Origin of the sequence: Acinetobacter sp. CWB-B33, from assembly GCF_039655955.1 — a bacterium.
Taxonomy (GTDB): domain Bacteria; phylum Pseudomonadota; class Gammaproteobacteria; order Pseudomonadales; family Moraxellaceae; genus Acinetobacter; species Acinetobacter bouvetii.
In genome coordinates this window covers 86,267-104,984 of record NZ_JAGFEU010000005.1, presented here as the reverse complement: position 1 = coordinate 104,984, position 18,718 = coordinate 86,267, and the positions used below count along the sequence as shown (strand labels likewise).

Sequence of the window (18,718 nt, the reverse complement as noted above, 5' to 3'; positions counted from 1 at the left end):
GAAGCGGAAATAAAAAAAAGATAGAGAGAACTCTATCTTTTTTAAAACAGCGGCAAATGCGGCGCAGGTGAGACGTAACTGAAACTGAAGCTGAAACTTAATGCAGTAATTAAAATGACTGAATATAAGAAATAGCTTTTCGCCCAAACCTGATCGTTTTCAGCTTTAAATCCAATAATTGATAAATACACCCAATATGCGCATAAAGCGTTAAAGGTGATTAAGAAAAACATATTGGTATAGCCAAAACAATACAAACCATTTAACACGGCAGCGAACAGCAAGACATAAATCAAGCTTTCAACTTTCGTGCGGAAAATTGAACGCGCTACAGGCAAAATTGGAATGCCGGCATTTTTATAGTCATCAAAACGGTAGACGGCAATTCCCCATGAATGCGGCATTTGCCAAAGCGCATATGCTAAGAAAATCAGCAGCGCGGCAACATCAAACTCATTTGAAACAGCAGTGTAGCCAATCACAGGAGGGCTTGCGCCAGAAATACTGCCAATCACGGTTTGGTGAATGGAAGTGCGTTTGCTCCAAAGACTATAAAAAATAACATAAACCACAAAACCAAGTACAGCAAAGCCAAAAGCATAGGCATTGACAAAGAACCACAGCAGGGAGAATCCTGCAATTCCAAGCGCAGCAGAAAATGCCAGAGCAACGGAAGGGCTAATGGTTTTTTTGACCAATGCGCGGTTCATCGTCCGTTCCATCTTTTGATCAATATCTTGATCAATGACGTTATTGACGACACAGCCAGAAGCGACAACTAATGTTGTACCAAGCAGGGTGATGAGAAGGAGGAGGAAATCTACAGATCCCTGAGCGGCTAAAAAGAAGCCGCCCAGAGTGGTAACGAAGTTACCAAAGAGAATTCCTGGCTTAGTCAGGAATAAATACTTTTTCAGCATGATGACCAGTTTAGATCATCATGTTGTAGTGCAAGTAGTTCATAATCCAAACAGAACCTACAAGCAGAATAGCAACGGTTAGAATCGTATACACGAATGCAATAACGTTCCAGCGCTGTTCTGATGAAGAGTTCATGTGCAGGAAGTAAATTAACTGCACAAGGATCTGAGCTACAGCTGTAATTGCAATCACAGTAACCAGCAGACCGCGGCCAAATCCGCCAGCCATAACCATACCGAAAGGGATAATGGTTAGAACAACTGACAGAATGAAACCGATCGTGTACTGTTTAGTGTTGCCGTGCGCTGCGCCAGCTGAGTTATGATCGTGACTCATTATAGAACTCCCATTAAGTAAACTACGCTGAATACACAGATCCAAACGATGTCTAGGAAGTGCCAGAACAAGCTTAGGCAAGCAAGACGGCGAGTGTTTGGAAGTGTCAAACCATTTTTCTTGATTTGGAACATCAACACAAGCATCCATACCAAACCAGATGTTACGTGAATACCATGCGTACCTACTAGAGTAAAGAACGATGATAAGAACGCGCTGGTGCTTGGACCATAACCTTCGTGTACAAGGTGATTGAACTCATAAAGCTCCATGCCGATGAAGGCAGCACCGAATACCCAAGTAATCGCTAACCAAGTCAGAACTTGGCCAACGTTTTTCTTGTATGCAGCAAGAACAGCAAAGCCGAACGTTACAGAAGAAATCAACAGGGCAAAAGTTTCAGTTAAAACGAAGCTTAAAGATTCGCCAAACAATTCTTTTGCACTTGGAGTTCCCATTGGAACGTGGCTGCTTAATACAGCGAATGCGATGAAGAGTGTACCGAATAGGATCAAGTCACTCATCAAGTAAGTCCAGAAACCAAAGACAGTGATGTCTGTATCATCATGGTGATGATGATCATCGTGTCCGTGGTTGTCGTGATGAAGTACTTCAGCCATCGTCTTAATCCTTCTTCAAGTGTTTTTCAAGGATCGCATAGCGTTCATTTTCGATGCGTTCAACTTCAGCAGCTGGAACATAGTAATCCACTTTCTGAGTGAAAGAAGACACGATGAAGCTGATGATCGCTGCAACGAAAGTGATCGCCACTAACCACCAAATGTGCCAGATTAAAGCAAAGCCCATAACTGTAATAAACATTGCAATTACAAAGCCCGCAGCACGGTTTGTTGGCATGTGAATGTCTTCATACTTGGTTGGTTTCGCATATGCGATGCCGTTTTCTTTGTCAGTCCAGAAAGTATCAATACCATTGATCTTAGGAACATAAGCAAAGTTATAGAACGGAGCAGGAGACGAAGTAGACCATTCAAGTACACGGCCATCCCATGGGTCGCCAGTAAGGTCCATATTGTCATTGCGTTGAAGAAAGCCGACAACGATTTGCATAACAAAACAGAAGATACCGATAGCAACAAGGACAGAACCGAAGAACGCGATTGCCAAGTACGGATCCCATTCAGGGTTGTCATATGTATTCAGACGGCGAGTCATACCCATGAAGCCAAGGATATAAAGCGGCATGAATGCAAAGTAGAAACCGAAGAACCAGAACCAGAACGATGCTTTACCCCAAGCTTCATTAAGCTTCCAGCCGAACATTTTAGGCCAGTAAAAAATGATGCCCGCAAACATTGCGAACACTACACCGCCGATAATTACGTTATGGAAGTGAGCGATAAGGAATAAAGAGTTGTGCACCAGGAAGTCCGCTGGCGGAACTGCCATCAACACGCCTGTTAAACCGCCAATACCGAAAGTCACAAGGAAGCCAAGTGTCCAAAGCATTGGAGTTGTAAAGGTGATGCGGCCCTTGTACATGGTGAATAACCAAGAGAAGATTTTCACACCAGTCGGGATCGCAATGATCATGGTCATGATGCCGAAGAACGCGTTAACGTTGGCGCCAGCACCCATGGTAAAGAAGTGGTGAACCCATACAACGAATGACAATACTGTGATCGCGATAGTTGCATACACCATTGATTTGTAGCCGAACAAAGTTTTGCGAGCAAATGTAGATGTAACTTCTGAGTAAATACCGAAAGCAGGCAATACAAGAATGTATACTTCTGGGTGGCCCCAAGTCCAAATCAAGTTCACATACAGCATTGGACTTCCGCCCATGTCGTTTGTGAAGAAATGGAAACCGAAGTAACGGTCAAGTGAAAGCATTGCAATAGTTGCAGTCAACACAGGGAAGGCAGCGATGATCAGTACAGCTGTACAAAGTGCAGTCCAAGTGAAAATAGGCATGTCCATAAGCTTCATGCCAGGCGCACGCATTTTAATGATGGTAACAAAGAAGTTAACACCCGTTAAAAGTGTACCTAGGCCAGAAATCTGAAGTGCCCAAATATAGTAGTCCACACCTACGCCTGGAGAGTATTCAATACCAGACAGTGGAGGGTAAGCCATCCAGCCTGTCGCAGCGAATTCACCAATTGCAAGAGAGGCCATCATCAAACCAGCAGCGCCAGCAAACAGCCAGAAGCTTAAAGAGTTCAATAATGGGAAGGCTACGTCACGCGCACCGATTTGAAGCGGTACAGCAACGTTCATTAAGCCGACAACCAGACCCATTGCTACGAAGAAAATCATGATCACGCCATGGGCAGTGAAGATTTGGTCGTAATGTTCTGGGTGTAAATAGCCTTCGCCGCCGCCTTTTGCAAGGAACAGCTGAAGACGCATCATGATCGCATCAGCAAAGCCACGCACCAGCATGACAATAGATACGAAGATATACATGATACCGATTTTTTTATGGTCTACAGACGTGAACCATTCAGTCCACAGGTAGTTCCATTTTTTGAAGTAGGTGATACCCGCAAAAACTGCGATACCGCCTAGGACCATCATTGCAACAGTGACCAGCACGATTGGATCGTGTGGAATTGCATCTGGACCTAACTTACCTAATAAGCTCATGTCTTATTCCCCTACAGAAGCAGTCGCATGACCAGCATTTGCATGAGCTTCTGAAGCAGCAGCTTCATGACCGGCAGCTGAATGATCAGCGCCATGGTAGTTGCTCATGTATTTGTTAATCACAGATTCGAACAATTTAGGTTCTACTGAAGAGTAATAAGTCACAGGGTGTGGCTTAGTAGGATAAGGACCTTCTGCTTCAGCTAGAGCAGCTGCTTCTTTTTGCTTGTCAGTTTCAGCGTGTGCAAGCATCGCTTCAATTTGATGCTTAGAGCGGTTGCCATCACGTAAGGTTGCAAATTCAGCTTGGTCTAAAACAGTTTTTTGAACTGCTTCAGGGTTAATTGAAGTACCGTTACCAGCCTTAACTGCATTCACCCATTCAGCGAACTGAGCATCTGTCACAGAGTGAGCGCGGAAGCGCATTTGTGAGAAGCCATAGCCTGAATAGTTAGACGAGAAACCGCGGTAGCCTTCGGCTGGACTAGTTTCATTTGCTAAGAAGTTCAGGTGAGTCTGCATACCCGCCATTGCATAAATCTGACCAGACAATGCAGGGATAAAGAACGAGTTCATTGTGAAGTTAGATGTTAAACGAAGGCTAACCGGAGTTTTTTCTGGGAAGCGTAATTCGTTAACAGTCGCAATGTTCTGTTCTGGGTAGATAAAGATCCATTTGAATTGTTCAGCGATAACTTGAACAGTCAAAGGAGCCTTGTCTGACTCGATTGGGCGGTATGGGTCATACTTGTGGGAACCCCACCAAGTTAACCAAGCTAAAATACCAATAATGATTACAGGGATGCCCCATACTACAACTTCAATCGCAGTAGAGTGTGCCCATGTAGGTTTATAGTCTGCATCTTTATTCGACGCGCGATATTTCCAGCCAAACCAAACTGCCATAAGTGCTGATGGAATCACCACTAGAAGCATTAAATAGATCGCAGTCATCATGAGGTCTGATTGACCTTGTGCGACTGGACCTTTTGAGTTTAGAAGTACCATATCACCGCCGCACCCAGTCAAGAGTGCAGCCATCGCAGATAAAGACAATACAGCTAAAATTGTTTGTCTCATTTTACAACCTCGGTGAAGAGTCCCATTCCCTAATTAAATTATGGGATAGCGATTATAGTGTCGCATGATTGAGAACTTTTCTTTTAGACATAGAAAATCCTTCTCAATCATGAGACACCGCTACGTTGTAGGGCATTATGCCTCATATCATTCAACTAAGCTATACATAAAGATGCTTTAAATCACTGTTATAAAAACCGATTTTACTGGTCGGAATTGCGGATTTATTATAAGAATTTTATTTTAATTTCAATATGCTGGAAAAAAAAGGGATGAAAAAATCATCCCTTTTGAATTTCATTAAATTATTGTTTTATAACCTTGGTTTTAGCGATTCTGTCGTGCAAAGTTTGACGCTTTGCGCCAAGTCCAAAGGCCAGATCAATAATTGCAATGAATAAAAAAACAAAATTCAAGAAAATGAACAGTACGCTGCGCAGTGTAAATGCACGCATCAGCGAGGTTTTTTCACCGGTTTCGGCATCGACAATCTTAATTTTAGTCAGCTTTTTTCCGATGGATTGACCTGTTTTGGCAATCAGAAAGGCTTGTACGGCGAGCATAATAAAAATGTATGAGCCCATCGCAATCCAGGCTTGCTGTGAAAACATCTCAATCATTTTGGTTTGCAGTTCTTGCGCCAAAACAGGATTGGCTGCTGTGCCAAACACCGCGTCCATAAATTGAACATTTAATGCATTGAATTGCTGCGCTTCTTCTTTAGAAAAGAAGCCTGTGAGGATGTATGTGGCAGGCACCCAAAGCAGTAAATCGGCGATTTTGGCTAAAACACGGCTAGGGATGGAGGCCAGCACCTGCTGGGGAGCCTGTTTTTCAGGACTGCGCATTTGCTGACTGCTTTGAGCGGATGAGCTTTGCTCGCTGGCTGGTGCGATATAGCCTTCAGGCTGGTATACGGTTTTACCTTGAGTGAGTTCACCTAAAGCTTTCCATTCAGTCATGCCTTGGTGCCAGGCCAGATCTGTCAGTAGAACCTGCTGGTCGGCAAGCATCTGATTGACTTGCTCGAGGCTGTATGGACCGGCTTGTTGATTATTTCGCGCCAAGTAAATTTGCATAAAACTAAAATCTCAAAAACGTATATAAAAAGTATAGATGAAAAAAAAGACCCACATGTGGGTCTTTTTTTAACACAGATTGTTAAGCTTGTTGAGCTTTTTCTTCAGAGAGGAAGAACCATGTTTCTAAAACTGAGTCTGGATTCAGTGAAACAGATTCAATGCCTTGCTCCATCAGCCATTTTGCAAGGTCTGGATGGTCTGAAGGGCCTTGGCCGCAAATGCCGACATATTTGCCTGCTTTACGGCATGCGTGAATCGCCATGGAAAGCAATGCTTTTACTGCCGCATCACGCTCATCAAACAGGTGGGAAACGATACCAGAGTCACGGTCAAGACCCAATGTTAACTGAGTCAAGTCGTTAGAGCCGATAGAGAAACCGTCGAAGTGCTCAAGGAACTGTTCAGCCAACAAAGCATTCGTTGGCAATTCGCACATCATGATCACTTTAAGGCCGTTTTCACCGCGCTTAAGGCCATTTAATGCCAACAGCTCAATAACACGTTTCGCTTCTGAAACTGTACGGACAAATGGAATCATGATTTGAATGTTGGTTAAGCCCATTTCGTCACGCGCTTTTTTCAATGCGCGGCATTCAAGTTCAAAGCAGTCACGGAAGTTGTCAGACACGTAACGGCTAGCGCCACGGAAGCCTAACATTGGGTTTTCTTCTTCTGGCTCGTACAGTTTGCCGCCAATCAAGTTTGCATATTCGTTAGACTTGAAGTCAGACATGCGCACAATCACTGGCTTGTCAGCAAAAGCAGCAGCAAGAGTAGAAATACCTTCAACCAATTTTTCTACATAGAATTCGATTGGAGAAGAATAGCCGGCTGTACGCGCCATGACAGCTGCGCGGGTTTCACGCGGAAGGCTGTCGATGTTAAGAAGCGCTTTAGGATGCACACCAATCATGCGGTTGATGATGAATTCTAAGCGCGCAAGGCCAATACCTTCGTTCGGAATTTGAGCGAAGTCAAATGCGCGGTCAGGGTTGCCGACGTTCATCATGATTTTGAACGGAAGCTTAGGCATAGATTCGATAGAGTTCTTTTGAATTTCGAAATCTAAAGCACCTTCATAGATGAATCCTGTATCGCCTTCAGCACATGAAACAGTCACTTCTTGACCGTCTACAAGCACTTCAGTTGCATTGCCGCAGCCTACGATTGCTGGAACACCCAATTCACGCGCAATAATGGCTGCGTGGCACGTACGGCCACCGCGGTTAGTAACGATTGCAGCGGCACGTTTCATTACTGGTTCCCAGTCTGGGTCAGTCATGTCAGATACAAGCACGTCGCCGTCTTGTACTTTGTCCATTTCTTTAATAGACGTCACGATACGTACTTTACCAGAACCGATACGTTGGCCGATCGAACGGCCTTCGCAGATTACAGTGCCTTTTTGTTTCAGCAGGTAACGTTCCATTGTGCCAACGTTTTCACGGCTTTTTACTGTTTCTGGACGCGCTTGAACGATATAGATTTGACCGTCATCACCGTCTTTCGCCCATTCGATATCCATCGGCGCTTGATAGTGTTCTTCAATGATCAATGCTTGTTTAGCAAGTTCTTGAAGTTCATGGTCGTTTAATGCAAATTGCTGGCGGTCAGCTTTGTCTACATCGACAACAACAACTGACTTGCCTGCAGCGCCTTCTTCACCGTAAATCATTTTTTGGTGTTTAGAGCCTAAGTTGCGGCGAAGGATCGCGTGCTTGCCGTTTTTCAGAAGCGGTTTAGAAATATAAAATTCATCAGGGTTTACTGCGCCTTGAACAACCATTTCACCCAAGCCATAAGAAGCGGTGATGAATACAGCATCACGGAAGCCTGACTCTGTATCCAGGGTGAACATTACACCTGCAGCGCCGGTTTCAGAGCGAACCATGCGCTGAATGCCTGCAGACAATGCTACAACGTCATGCGCAAAGTTTTGGTGTACGCGGTAAGAGATGGCGCGGTCATTGTAAAGCGAAGCAAAAACTTCTTTAATTGCGATCAGGACATTGTCGATACCGCGGATGTTTAAGAAGGTTTCTTGCTGTCCCGCAAAAGATGCATCTGGCAAATCTTCTGCAGTTGCTGATGAACGAACGGCAACCGCGATTTCAGGGTTGCCGTTAGAAAGTTCTGCAAAAGCATCACGAACTTCATTTTCTAGCTCAGGGGTAAGCGGAGAGTCTACAATCCATTGGCGAATTTTAGCGCCAGTTTCAGCAAGAGCATTTACGTCATCAACGTCAAGCGCAGCAAGCTCTGCATTAATTTTAGCGTTCAGGCCGCTTTTCTCGAGAAATTCACGATAAGCGTCAGCGGTAGTAGCAAAACCGCCCGGTACGGAAACACCAGCATTTGCTAAATGGCTGATCATTTCACCGAGCGATGAGTTTTTGCCGCCCACGAGTTCTACGTCGTGTTTCCCTAATTTTTCTAGACCGATTACGCGCGCTTCCAAAGTTGTTACTCCACTTTTGCAGTATTAATCACTATCTTGGCATGAAATTATAACAAAAAACTTAGCATTTTGATTCAACTAAGTGATAGTCATGTAAGATGGTTCACTATAAAGATTATATAGCACTTAGACAAATAATTGAGGAGATTTTTAATGTCGGAAGGTAACCAGATTCAGCGGAGTGTTTTTTTTATTTCCGACGGTACGGCCATTACGGCTGAAACCCTTGGACACTCACTGCTGGCGCAGTTTCCGCATGTTGATTTTGACATTCATATTATCCCTTATATTACCTCGGAAGAGGCCGCAATGAATGTGGTTGCAGAAATCAATCAGCGGGCACAAAAAGACGGTCAGAAGCCGCTGGTGTTTGATACTTTGGTTGACCCCTATGTGCGCGATATTATTAACACTGCTGATGCTGTAAATCTTGATGTATTTGAAGGGCTTATTAGTAAGCTGTCAGACGAGTTGGGGACATCGCCTACAACTTTAGTCGGGCAGACCCATGCAGTGACGGATTCTGAGTCTTATAAGGCGCGTATTGATGCGGTGCATTTTGCTTTGGATAATGATGATGGCGCGCGTACACGCCATTATGACAAGGCGGATTTGATCCTGATTGGGGTGTCGCGTTCAGGCAAAACACCAACATCAATCTACTTGTCATTACAATTTGGCATTCGCGTAGCAAACTATCCGCTGACTGAGGAAGATTTGGACGATAATCGCTTGCCGGCAGTACTGCGTCCGCATAAACAGAAACTTTTTGGCTTAATGATTGACGCTGAACGTTTAGTTGCCATTCGCAGTGAGCGAAAAGCCAACAGCCGCTATGCAAGCTTTAATCAATGCCAGATGGAATTGCGCGCTATTGAAGGCATTTATATTTCAGAAGGCATTAAATATTTGAACGTTTCTGAGATGTCAATTGAGGAAATTTCGACCCGCGTCCTGCAGATGACTGGCTTGAAGCGCCGCATCGGTTGAGCTTGATCAGGATAAATGGGCTGCGCAATGCAGCTCATTTATAATAAAAATAAGCTATCTGCTCATATGTAAATAGTATGAGTATGTTGTAAAAAAATACCCTAATTTCACCCATTTTTTATATAAATACTATTTTATTGCTCGAATATTGAACCTAAAGAATATTTCTTCAGCAAATTTAGAGGTAGGCTTTATATAAATGGGTAAACAGAAAGGTTTTGTGCATTCAGCGCAGTATCCAAAATTTCTTTTTCGGCAATGAGGGGAATTGCTTGCGCAATTCTTTTGTCATTACATCTTTTCATTTAAATTATAAATAATGCAGTCACAGGCATAGATATGGCCGGTTACTGCCTGAATGCCATGGCTGTGAATTTTCACAATAGGCCATGTGACCAGCGTGCAGTTGGCGCGCTGCAGTGAAGCATAGTAATGATCAGCCTTCAGAAAAACTTTATTTTGAATGGCTGTATTGGGCATCAATAAATGCTTCAGCCAGGTGTCTTTCACTTGGTCTTCTAAAAACCGCAATGCGAGCAGGCTTTTGATCCGGTTGTTAAAAAGGCGGCGATTTTTAGCAAACAGCGGGTGCTGAATTAATTTATGTGTGAAGCGTTCAGATTTCGGCAAAACAAAATGCGGATGAATTTGAAATACCGCCACTTGGGAAGCCTGATCACACAGCTCTGAGAGAAGCGATGCTGAATTTTGGTCGATATTGATAATTGCGACATTTTTGCCCATGAAATTCATTTGCTTAATTTCATCTGATTGAATTAAGTCACCCTGAAATTCAGCATAGTCTTCCGGCAGGTTTTTGAAGACGGGGCAAGGGGCATCTTTTTGAAATGTGTCCATAAAATAATCTGCTATTTTCGTTTTATATCGTTCGAGTTATTTGCAGATATATTGATAGCGAAGAAAGCCCAGCAGGTAAAGTAAAGATTTGAGTCTGAACAGTCATCGCTGTGAATTGGCAATTCAGTCTGTCTTGAACTGGCATTATTGGCGATAAGTGATGACTGCTCGCTATTTTTTTAATGTTCTTTATTTTCAGGCAAAGTGCTGCTTGTCAGCTCCAAATGGTCAGTTTTATTGTGCTGCCGCAAATATTCCATATCCCGAATATTTTTCTGCACCGCAACTGCGCCAAACAGGCTGAGCAAAAAAGCCATAATATAAAAGCCTTTTTCACTTAAAGCTAAATTGGCATTAAATAAGCCGATAGCCAAAAGAAAAATGCAAATGGCAACAGATGCCCAGCACAATCCGAAATAGATGTGAGTGACGTGGGTGCCCTCAAGTTTATCGCGGATGATTTTCTGCAGGGAAACCGATGCAAATAGCCCATAGAGAATTAAAATTAGATAATAGCCTTTTTCATTCAGCAGCATATCGGCATTGAACAGGCCAATACAATAGGCAGCGGCGCCAGCCAGCAGGGCCACCCAGCTGGCTGCAACAAATGCAGGTGTGGGTTTATTAATATACTGATTCATGCCTTTTTCCTAATTCAGTTTTTCGTTGTTATAATTTCATTATGCGGAAAAGCATTAGGAAAGCAACGCTGAGGTATTGAAATGGCGCTGAATCTTCATCATGTCTAAAAGCGCTGCATGGAAGCGCGCTTTTAGACATGGGATGAAGCTGTTATGCAGCTTGGTGTTTAATTTCCATTAAATAGTCAAAGTTTTTCAAGCGTTTTTCAGTGTCATAAATATCGCAGGTGAAAATAAACTCATCTACATCAAACTGGGTTAATAATTGATTCAAGCCCTTTTTGACGGTTTCTGGCGAGCCAATCTGTGCAACAGCATAGAAACTATCGACATATTGCTTTTCGGCAGGCGACCACAATTCATTGATGTTGCTGACAGGCGGCTGAAGCTTGCCGCGTGTGCCGCGAATCATGCTTAAAATGCGCAGATACGGTGTAGATGCTAAATATTCAGCCTCTTCATTACTCTCTGCGATAATGGTGGGAACCCCCATCGAGACGTACGGTTTATCCAAGTATTCAGACGGCGTGAAATTGTCACGGTAAAGCTGAATCGCTTGCCCTAACATGCGGGGCGCAAAGTGCGATGCAAAAGAATAGGGCAGGCCTAATTGAGCGGCCAGCTGGGCACTGAATAAGCTTGAACCTAACAGCCAGACTGGCACATGTGTACTTTGCCCCGGCGTAGCGACAATGCGCTGATTTGGCATTGGATCTTTAAAATACTGCAATATTTCGGCAACGTCACGCGGGAACTGATCTTCTGTTTCTTGATGGCCGCGGCGCAGAGCGCGCATCGTGGCTTGATCTGTACCGGGTGCGCGGCCAAGTCCTAATTCTGTGCGGTCTGGATAAAGCGTCGCCAGCGTGCCAAATTGTTCTGCGACGACTAAGGGCGCATGATTGGGCAGCATGATGCCGCCTGAACCGACTTTAATTTTTGAAGTATTTGCCAAAAGGTAGCCGATTAATACTGAAGTTGCTGAACTCGCAATGCCGGCCATATTGTGATGCTCTGCGACCCAGATGCGTTCATAGCCTAATTTTTCAGCATGCTGAGCCAGCTGCAGTGCATGGTGCAGGGCATCTTGAATGCTTTTATCTTCTCGGACTGGCGCAAGTTCTAGAATAGAAAATTTTGTTTCTTCTAAGGAACGCATAATAGCTCTCTCAATAGGTTATATCGAAATAATACGATATAAGTGGCGTTGTGTATATCGAAATAACTCGATATTGAGCTTTATTTGTCACAGAGATATGGCCGGCTTCTTAATATCATCAGTGGCTGACTGTGTCTGATTGCGGAGTGATGAAGAAAATCTAAGCGCTTTTACCCTTTTTGCTTTGGCAAGAACCGGAAGCATTCACATTCTATTTTTTAAAGCATCTAAATTTATTTTAGGGCAGCAGATTGAATCAAGGAAATGCGGTTTGATGAATACGTTGCTCATCGGATGCATACAGATCAGATGCAGCTGAGCAAATGGATTGAAGGGCTGCAGAGCAGCAGTAAAATGAATCAGTTGTGCTATGCAAAAAAAGCACCCGAAGGCGCTTTTAATTGATGTATCTTTTTGCGGTTAAAACAGTGAATTAACGGTGTTTGTCATTTTTATAATGACCTAAATGACGGCCATTGTCTTTACTGTAGTAATTGCGGTCATTGTAGCGGTAGTTGTTTGAACGGTAGCCGCGGTCATTATAGCGGCGGTCATAACGTTCATCATCATAGCGGCGGTCTTCACTTACTTTTTTCCCTAAGACTGCACCGCCGGCAGAGCCTGCAGCTGCGCCAATGTAACCGCCATTGGTGCCGCCCATATTTTTACCCAGAGTATAGCCGCCAGCGCCGCCTAAAGCGCCGCCGATGATTGCACCATTACGGTCGCGCCGGTCGGCTGAAACTGCTGCACCTGCACCGCCGCCAATTGCAGAACCAATCATTGCGCCAGTTGTACCGCCCATTTGCTTGCCAACTGCAGCGCCTACAACGCCGCCTAATGCAGAAGTTAAGGCTGTATTTGTGGTATTGCCTGCATTTGCTGTGGTCATTGTAAATGCAGAGGCCGTAATTACAGCGCCTAAAATTAATTTATTGATTTTCATTTTTAACTCCTGAGAGCACATCATCTTTGTCTTGATACAACTGTAAGCAAAAATGTAGAAAACATCGTGAAGGGCATTATTGCGAAAATAAAGCCTTTGGTAATGGCTGTGTAAATCTTCTGCCAGTTTTCTTCATAATTCTGCAAACCTTGTGCCGGCTTGAATGCTGAGGACGGGAATGCATGCATATGATGCCGCTGCGTATTTGTCCATCAGCCATAAAAAAGCACCCGAAGGTGCTCATTTAATGTTGCGGTCTCAATGACGGCGATGTTTTTTATAATGTTTTTTGCTGTAGCTGCTGGCCTTGTCTTTAGAAATTTTGTTGCCTAAAGCTGCGCCGCCCGCTGCGCCTAACGCTGAACCGACATAACCGCCGTTGGTGCCGCCCATGCTTTTACCGACTGTGTAGCCCGCGCCGCCGCCAATTGCGCCGCCGATTGCTGATTCTGTACGGTTGCGGCGGTCACTTGCTACTGCTGCGCCGCCAGCGCCGCCTAATGCTGCGCCGATCGTTGCGCCAGTATTGCCGCCCATGTTTTTACCAATAGCTGTACCTGCTACACTGCCTAAAGCACTTGCAGCTGCTACGCGAGTTGTACTGTCAGCATGTGCGCTTACAGTAAACATTGAAGTTGCTGCCAAAGCAGTACTTAATAAAATAGCATTCAGTTTCATGCTTTACTCCATGTCCATATATGCGGACTGTGTCATTTCTACGATGGGGCCAATGTAACAAGATGATTCTCTGAAAGTGTGGAGAGTCTTCATTGAATTGCTGTGCTTTAGTTTCCACATTGTTTCGCTTTGTAACAATTGTGAAAAAGTCGATTTAAAAACACTCAAATTCACAAAATTGTGGAAGAAAGTAGCAGAAAATAGCGCTTTAGGTGTTTTAAAACATTGGCGCATTTTTTTGATTGCTGCGCTGAAAAGTGAAATGACACTTAAATTTTGCAATGTTTCACTGCAATCGCAGGCTGCATTTATTGCAGTTTGCTTCAGTTTGGCTAACAGCATCAATAAAGATGTCATTTAAAACACAGAATCGTTAAACTAAGCGCAATTTTTAGAATGATCTGTTCAGGTGAAAGCTTTGGAACAGGCTGTATTGAGATATTTTGAACAATGAAAGAATCACTGCGTTTACGGTTGGATCAGCTGTCTGACCGTCACGAAGAATTAAATGCCTTGCTCGCAGATGCTGAAGTGATTTCAGACAATAAACGTTTCCGTCAGCTTTCTCGGGAACACAGTGACCTAAGTGAAATCACAGAAGTATGGGGAAAATACAGACAAGCCGAAGAAGATATAGAAACCGCTGAAGCGATGCTGTCCGATCCTGATTTTAAGGAAATGGCGCAAGAAGAAATTAAAGAAAATAAAGCTTTGATTGAATCTTTAGAAGCAGACTTAAACATTCTGATGATTCCCAAAGATCCCAATGACGCGAACTCCGCTTATTTGGAAATCCGTGCTGGAACCGGCGGTGATGAAGCCGCCATTTTCTCAGGCGATTTATTCCGCATGTACAGCAAATATGCTGAATCACAAGGCTGGCGTTTAGAAATTTTATCTGAAAATGACGGCGAACATGGCGGCTATAAAGAAGTGATTTGCCTCATTAATGGCGAAGGCGTTTATGGCCGTTTGAAATTTGAAAGCGGCGCGCACCGGGTGCAGCGTGTGCCTGCAACAGAATCGCAGGGCCGTGTGCATACTTCGGCATGCACGGTTGCAATTTTGCCTGAAATAGATGTAGACACCAGTGTGGAAATTAATCCATCTGAACTGCGTATTGATACCTACCGCGCATCGGGTGCGGGCGGTCAGCACATCAACAAAACAGATTCTGCGGTGCGTATTACACATTTGCCAACCGGAACTGTGGTGGAATGTCAGGACGAGCGTTCACAGCATAAAAACAAAGCCAAAGCCATGGCGCTTTTGGTGTCGCGTTTAGAAAATGCCAAGCGCGCAGCTGCCGATGCCGCAACTTCTGAAATGCGCCGTGATTTAGTAGGTTCGGGCGACCGTTCTGAACGTATTCGTACTTATAACTATCCGCAAGGGCGGATGACGGATCACCGCATCAACCTGACGCTATACAAGCTGGAAGCGGTGATGGAAGGCGATTTGACTGAATTGTTGGACAGTTTGCACCGTGAATATCAAGCCGATCAGCTTGCCATGCTTGCACAGCAGAATGGTGGCTAAATGAATATTGCACAGGCTTTGGCCTTACGCGGTGAACCTGAAAGCTATGAGCGTCAAGAAAATGCATGGCTGCTCGAGCACATCACTAAAATTGATTCTTTTGATCTTGTGATGAAAAAAGATCAGGCGCTGACAGCTGAGCAGGAACAGCAGTACCGTGACGGCTTGGCGCGCATTGCCAATGGCGAACCTTTGGCTTATGTCACAGGGTCGCAGCCATTTTGGACCTTGGATTTAAAAGTGACTAAAGATACGCTGGTGCCGCGGCCAGATACAGAAGTGCTGGTCGAAACCGTCCTGCATTTGGATGTGCCTGAGGATGCCCGCATTGTAGATTTGGGCACAGGTACTGGCGCTGTAGCGCTGTCGATTGCCAGTGAGCGTCCCGATTGGTCTGTGACTGCGACCGATATCTATGAACCGACCTTAGACGTCGCTCAGTTCAATGCTGAAAAGCATGATTTAGAGCATGTGAAATTTGTTTGCGGTTCTTGGTATAAGCCTTTGAACCGCGCTTTTTTTGATGTCATTGTATCTAATCCGCCCTATATTGATGCAGATGATGTGCATATGCAGGATTTGGCAACAGAGCCTGAACGCGCTTTAGTTGCAGATAATCATGGCTTGGCTGATTTAGAGCAGATCATTCAGCAGGGGAAAAAGCATCTCACTATTAATGGCTGGGTTGTTGTTGAGCATGGCTATGATCAAGGCGAGGCAGTACGCCATATCTTTACGCAAGCAGGCTATAAGCAGGTGCGTACCTTAAAGGATTATGGCGGTAATGACCGCGTAACGTTGGGGCAGTGGCCGCATTAAAGCTCGCTCTGGACGCAAAATAAAAGCGCATTCAATGCGCTTTTATTTTGTCTGAGTCTTTAGTTTTTGATGACATCGCGCCAGCGAAGTACCCATGTTTCCAGCGCTTTCATTAAACTGTCGGTTAACTTGCCCAATACCGCCAATAAAATAATGGCTAAAATTACAATATCTGGCCGTGAAGTTTCGCGGCCATCACTGAGTAAATAGCCAATACCTTGGGTCGCTGCAATCAGCTCTGCGGCAATCATAAACATCCAGGATAAACTGAGGCCATTTCTGAGGCCTGTTAAAATACCGGGCGCCGCTGCAGGCAAAATAATCTGCTGCACGCGTTGCCAGTATTTCAGGCGATACACTTGTGCGACTTCTATCAGTTTGCGGTCAACGCCCTTAATTGCGGCCACTGTGTTGGTATAAACAGGAAAAAAAGCACCAATGGCAATGAGGGTGATTTTAGACGCTTCATCAATACCCAGCCAAAGCAAAAGCAGCGGAATCCATGCCAGGCTTGGAATAGATTTGATGGCCGAAAAACTCGGCTCTAAAAAATCTTCAGCTTGCTTATTCAGGCCAACAAGCACAGCAAACACTAAAGCAAGAAAGCTTCCAATGGCAAAGCCTGCAAATACACGCCAGCTGCTGGCCCAAATGTGTTGCCATAAATCACTAGCGGCTAATTCAGTGAGTGTCAGCCAAAGACTGCTTGGCGCTGGAAGTAAATAGGGTTCAATAAAACCGGCGCGCACCAGATATTCACAAACTAAGATTAAGACGGCAGGAAGCGTGAGCCCCTTGATCAGGCTTTTTAGTTTGGGCAAAGCTGAGGATTGCGCCTTGCTGTGCTGTACTAATTCGGCCTGAATTTTTTGAAATGCGGTGGGATGAGTCATTATGTGCTGGAAGCCTTATTTCTTCACTGCTTTTTGCGCAAACTTTGCATCAAATAGCTGGTTAACAACTTGATTGACGTTGGTGCCTGGACGGACCAAATCTTCCTCTGTCAAAATGGTTCCGGCTTTTTGCAAGGCCGCAATGTGTTTAGCCGTTGGAATATTTTGGTCAAAATTGGTGCGGCTTAATTGGAGCTTTGCAACGTTTAATGGCAGTTTCGCTTCTTTGGCTAAGAGCGCGGCCAGTTTTTCAGGGTTGGCTTTGGCCCATTTTCGGGCTTGTTCATAGGCTGTGATTACAGCGGTTACCGCTTCGGGGCTTTGAGCTGCAAATTGGTCTTTTACGCTGAGTACACTATAGCTGTTGAAATTCACATTGCGATAAAGCTGCCTTGCGCCCGACTGCAGTTGAGCAGCCGCCATGAGTGGATCTAATCCTGCCCAGGCATCGACTTGGCCGCGTTCTAACGCTGTTTTACCATCCGGATGCTGTAAATGAACCAATTGAACATCACGTTTGGACAATCCGGCAGTTTCTAAGGCTTGTAAGGTAAATAGAAAGGGGTCTGTGCCTTTCGTCGCTGCAATCTTTTTGCCTTTTAAATCTTTCAGGCTTTTAATATTTGAGTTTTTATTGACAAGTAACGCAGTCCATTCGGGCTGGCTTTGAATATAAACGGTTTTAATTGGACTGCCATTCGCTTTGCTGAGCACAGCGGCCAAACCTGCTGTGGAGGCGAAGTCGACACTGCCGCTGTTTAAATATTCGAGGGAACGGTTTGAACCTTGGCTGAACACCCATTTAATTTCACTTTTAGGCAAGGCTTTTTCTAAAAGTTTCTGGTCTTTCACCACTAAGCTGGTGGGTGCGTAGTAGGCATAATCCAGTTTGATTTCTGCCGGAATGGCGGCTATCGCGGTGCCTGCAGAAAGCGCGGAAAATAGCAGTGCGGAAATTCGAGTCAGTGATTTCATTTGAGCCCCTGAAAGCATATAAAAAAGAATGCGCAATTAATACGCGGGCCAGGCGGATGCTGCAAAAGAGAAAAAATGATAACCAAAGATGAAATTGTAAAAATATAAAATTATAAATTTAATTATTTGATATTTATCTATTTTTTATTGCTATGTTGGCGGTTTTTCTGCTTATGAATTATTTGAAGGATAGAATGCGTTTAAAATGCTAAGTCTATAAAAGTGCAAAAGCAGCACATCAATGTGAAGCTTTAAAAAGCGCGGCATATAAAAAAGCGGCCTAAAGACCGCTTTTTTTAAATCTGAAAATGACGCTTACATTGGATAATCTTGCAGACAGTCTGCAATTTCTACACGGTTGAGCATATCTGTTTCAACTGCTAAGCAATATGCTGCAATTTTTGCAGTTGCGTCAATCAAGCTTTCTGCTTTCAGGTTTGCACCTGCTTGAATCTGCTGCAAAGAGTCTGCAGAGATATCTAAAGCGTGCGCAATGTCAACGGCTTGATCATTTAAGAAAAAAACAGAAATGATATTGGCTAAGTCGATATCTGACATGTCACGCAGTTCTTGATGAAATTGCGCCTCATTGTGTTCAGCATCGCTTAACAAAGAGTCGGAGAAATTTTGTACTAAGCTGTGCTCGAGTACATCAATCATCTTAAGCATGGGAAAGCCCTTCAAGGTGATTAAACGGGAGTGGAGATACAAGAAAAATTAAAGAAAGCAA

Annotated in this window: 19 protein-coding genes; 3 read left to right on the top strand and 16 right to left on the bottom strand. The window is 44.3% G+C overall.

Annotated elements, in window-relative coordinates; genetic code table 11:
• Positions 1–41: 41 nt before the first annotated feature.
• The 7 genes from cyoE to ppsA all read right to left on the bottom strand — a co-directional run bounded on the left by cyoE (position 42) and on the right by ppsA (position 8,490).
• On the bottom strand, positions 42–920 hold the full coding sequence (cyoE, locus tag JZ784_RS14155) for a heme o synthase (protein WP_219191371.1): 879 nt from the start codon (positions 918–920) through the stop codon (positions 42–44).
• 10 nt (positions 921–930) lie between these two features.
• Positions 931–1,260 carry a cytochrome o ubiquinol oxidase subunit IV gene (cyoD, locus tag JZ784_RS14150; protein ID WP_026253413.1) on the bottom strand — a complete coding sequence of 110 codons (330 nt, stop codon included), beginning with the start codon at positions 1,258–1,260 and terminating at the stop codon, positions 931–933.
• On the bottom strand, positions 1,257–1,877 hold the full coding sequence (gene cyoC / locus JZ784_RS14145) for a cytochrome o ubiquinol oxidase subunit III (RefSeq protein WP_005009168.1): 621 nt from the start codon (positions 1,875–1,877) through the stop codon (positions 1,257–1,259). The genes cyoD and cyoC overlap by 4 nt, the downstream gene beginning before the upstream one ends.
• Positions 1,878–1,881: 4 nt before the next feature.
• Complete coding sequence (gene cyoB, locus JZ784_RS14140; protein ID WP_130146064.1) at positions 1,882–3,870, bottom strand: cytochrome o ubiquinol oxidase subunit I; 1,989 nt, start codon at positions 3,868–3,870, stop codon at positions 1,882–1,884.
• Positions 3,871–3,873: 3 nt separating this feature from the next.
• Entirely contained in the window at positions 3,874–4,950 is a 1,077-nt protein-coding gene (cyoA, locus tag JZ784_RS14135) for a ubiquinol oxidase subunit II (RefSeq protein WP_005009172.1), read from the bottom strand.
• Between the two features lie 305 nt (positions 4,951–5,255).
• Positions 5,256–6,029: an RDD family protein gene (locus tag JZ784_RS14130; protein ID WP_346315287.1), complete on the bottom strand. Its 774-nt coding sequence runs from the start codon at positions 6,027–6,029 to the stop codon at positions 5,256–5,258.
• A gap of 82 nt (positions 6,030–6,111) precedes the next feature.
• Entirely contained in the window at positions 6,112–8,490 is a 2,379-nt protein-coding gene (gene ppsA / locus JZ784_RS14125; protein ID WP_005009174.1) for a phosphoenolpyruvate synthase, read from the bottom strand.
• Between the two features lie 153 nt (positions 8,491–8,643).
• Between ppsA and JZ784_RS14120 the strand changes: the two genes are divergently transcribed.
• Positions 8,644–9,480 carry a pyruvate, water dikinase regulatory protein gene (locus JZ784_RS14120; protein ID WP_005009175.1) on the top strand — a complete coding sequence of 279 codons (837 nt, stop codon included), beginning with the start codon at positions 8,644–8,646 and terminating at the stop codon, positions 9,478–9,480.
• 291 nt (positions 9,481–9,771) lie between these two features.
• Here the strand turns inward: JZ784_RS14120 and JZ784_RS14115 are convergent, their stop codons facing one another.
• From JZ784_RS14115 to JZ784_RS14090, 6 genes are all read right to left on the bottom strand, one after another.
• Complete coding sequence (locus JZ784_RS14115) at positions 9,772–10,338, bottom strand: flavoprotein (RefSeq protein ID WP_346315286.1); 567 nt, start codon at positions 10,336–10,338, stop codon at positions 9,772–9,774.
• A 179-nt stretch (positions 10,339–10,517) separates the two neighbouring features.
• Positions 10,518–10,979, bottom strand: a complete 462-nt coding sequence (gene yiaA, locus JZ784_RS14110) for an inner membrane protein YiaA (protein ID WP_346315285.1) — start codon at positions 10,977–10,979, stop codon at positions 10,518–10,520.
• A 151-nt stretch (positions 10,980–11,130) separates the two neighbouring features.
• Positions 11,131–12,138, bottom strand: a complete 1,008-nt coding sequence (locus tag JZ784_RS14105) for an LLM class flavin-dependent oxidoreductase (RefSeq protein WP_346315284.1) — start codon at positions 12,136–12,138, stop codon at positions 11,131–11,133.
• Positions 12,139–12,571: 433 nt separating this feature from the next.
• Positions 12,572–13,084, bottom strand: coding sequence for a hypothetical protein (locus JZ784_RS14100; protein WP_346315283.1), 513 nt, complete (start codon positions 13,082–13,084; stop codon positions 12,572–12,574).
• A 258-nt stretch (positions 13,085–13,342) separates the two neighbouring features.
• A complete protein-coding gene (locus tag JZ784_RS14095) occupies positions 13,343–13,762 on the bottom strand; it encodes a hypothetical protein (protein ID WP_005009185.1) in 420 nt (139 codons plus the stop codon).
• Positions 13,763–13,765: 3 nt separating this feature from the next.
• Positions 13,766–14,119: a hypothetical protein gene (locus JZ784_RS14090; RefSeq protein ID WP_346315282.1), complete on the bottom strand. Its 354-nt coding sequence runs from the start codon at positions 14,117–14,119 to the stop codon at positions 13,766–13,768.
• Between the two features lie 93 nt (positions 14,120–14,212).
• On the opposite strand from JZ784_RS14090, the gene prfA reads away from it, so the two are divergent.
• Both prfA and prmC read left to right on the top strand, forming a co-directional pair.
• On the top strand, positions 14,213–15,301 hold the full coding sequence (gene prfA, locus JZ784_RS14085) for a peptide chain release factor 1 (protein WP_005009193.1): 1,089 nt from the start codon (positions 14,213–14,215) through the stop codon (positions 15,299–15,301).
• A complete protein-coding gene (gene prmC, locus JZ784_RS14080; RefSeq protein WP_346315281.1) occupies positions 15,302–16,120 on the top strand; it encodes a peptide chain release factor N(5)-glutamine methyltransferase in 819 nt (272 codons plus the stop codon). It abuts the gene before it with no gap.
• Between the two features lie 59 nt (positions 16,121–16,179).
• On the opposite strand, the gene JZ784_RS14075 is transcribed toward prmC, so the two are convergent.
• The 3 genes from JZ784_RS14075 to JZ784_RS14065 form a co-directional block, all read right to left on the bottom strand.
• A complete protein-coding gene (locus JZ784_RS14075; protein WP_346315280.1) occupies positions 16,180–17,013 on the bottom strand; it encodes an ABC transporter permease in 834 nt (277 codons plus the stop codon).
• A 15-nt stretch (positions 17,014–17,028) separates the two neighbouring features.
• Positions 17,029–17,988: an aliphatic sulfonate ABC transporter substrate-binding protein gene (locus JZ784_RS14070; protein WP_346315279.1), complete on the bottom strand. Its 960-nt coding sequence runs from the start codon at positions 17,986–17,988 to the stop codon at positions 17,029–17,031.
• Between the two features lie 315 nt (positions 17,989–18,303).
• Positions 18,304–18,657 (bottom strand): hypothetical protein, encoded by a 354-nt coding sequence (locus JZ784_RS14065; protein WP_346315278.1) that lies wholly within the window; start codon positions 18,655–18,657, stop codon positions 18,304–18,306.
• Positions 18,658–18,718: the final 61 nt, after the last annotated feature.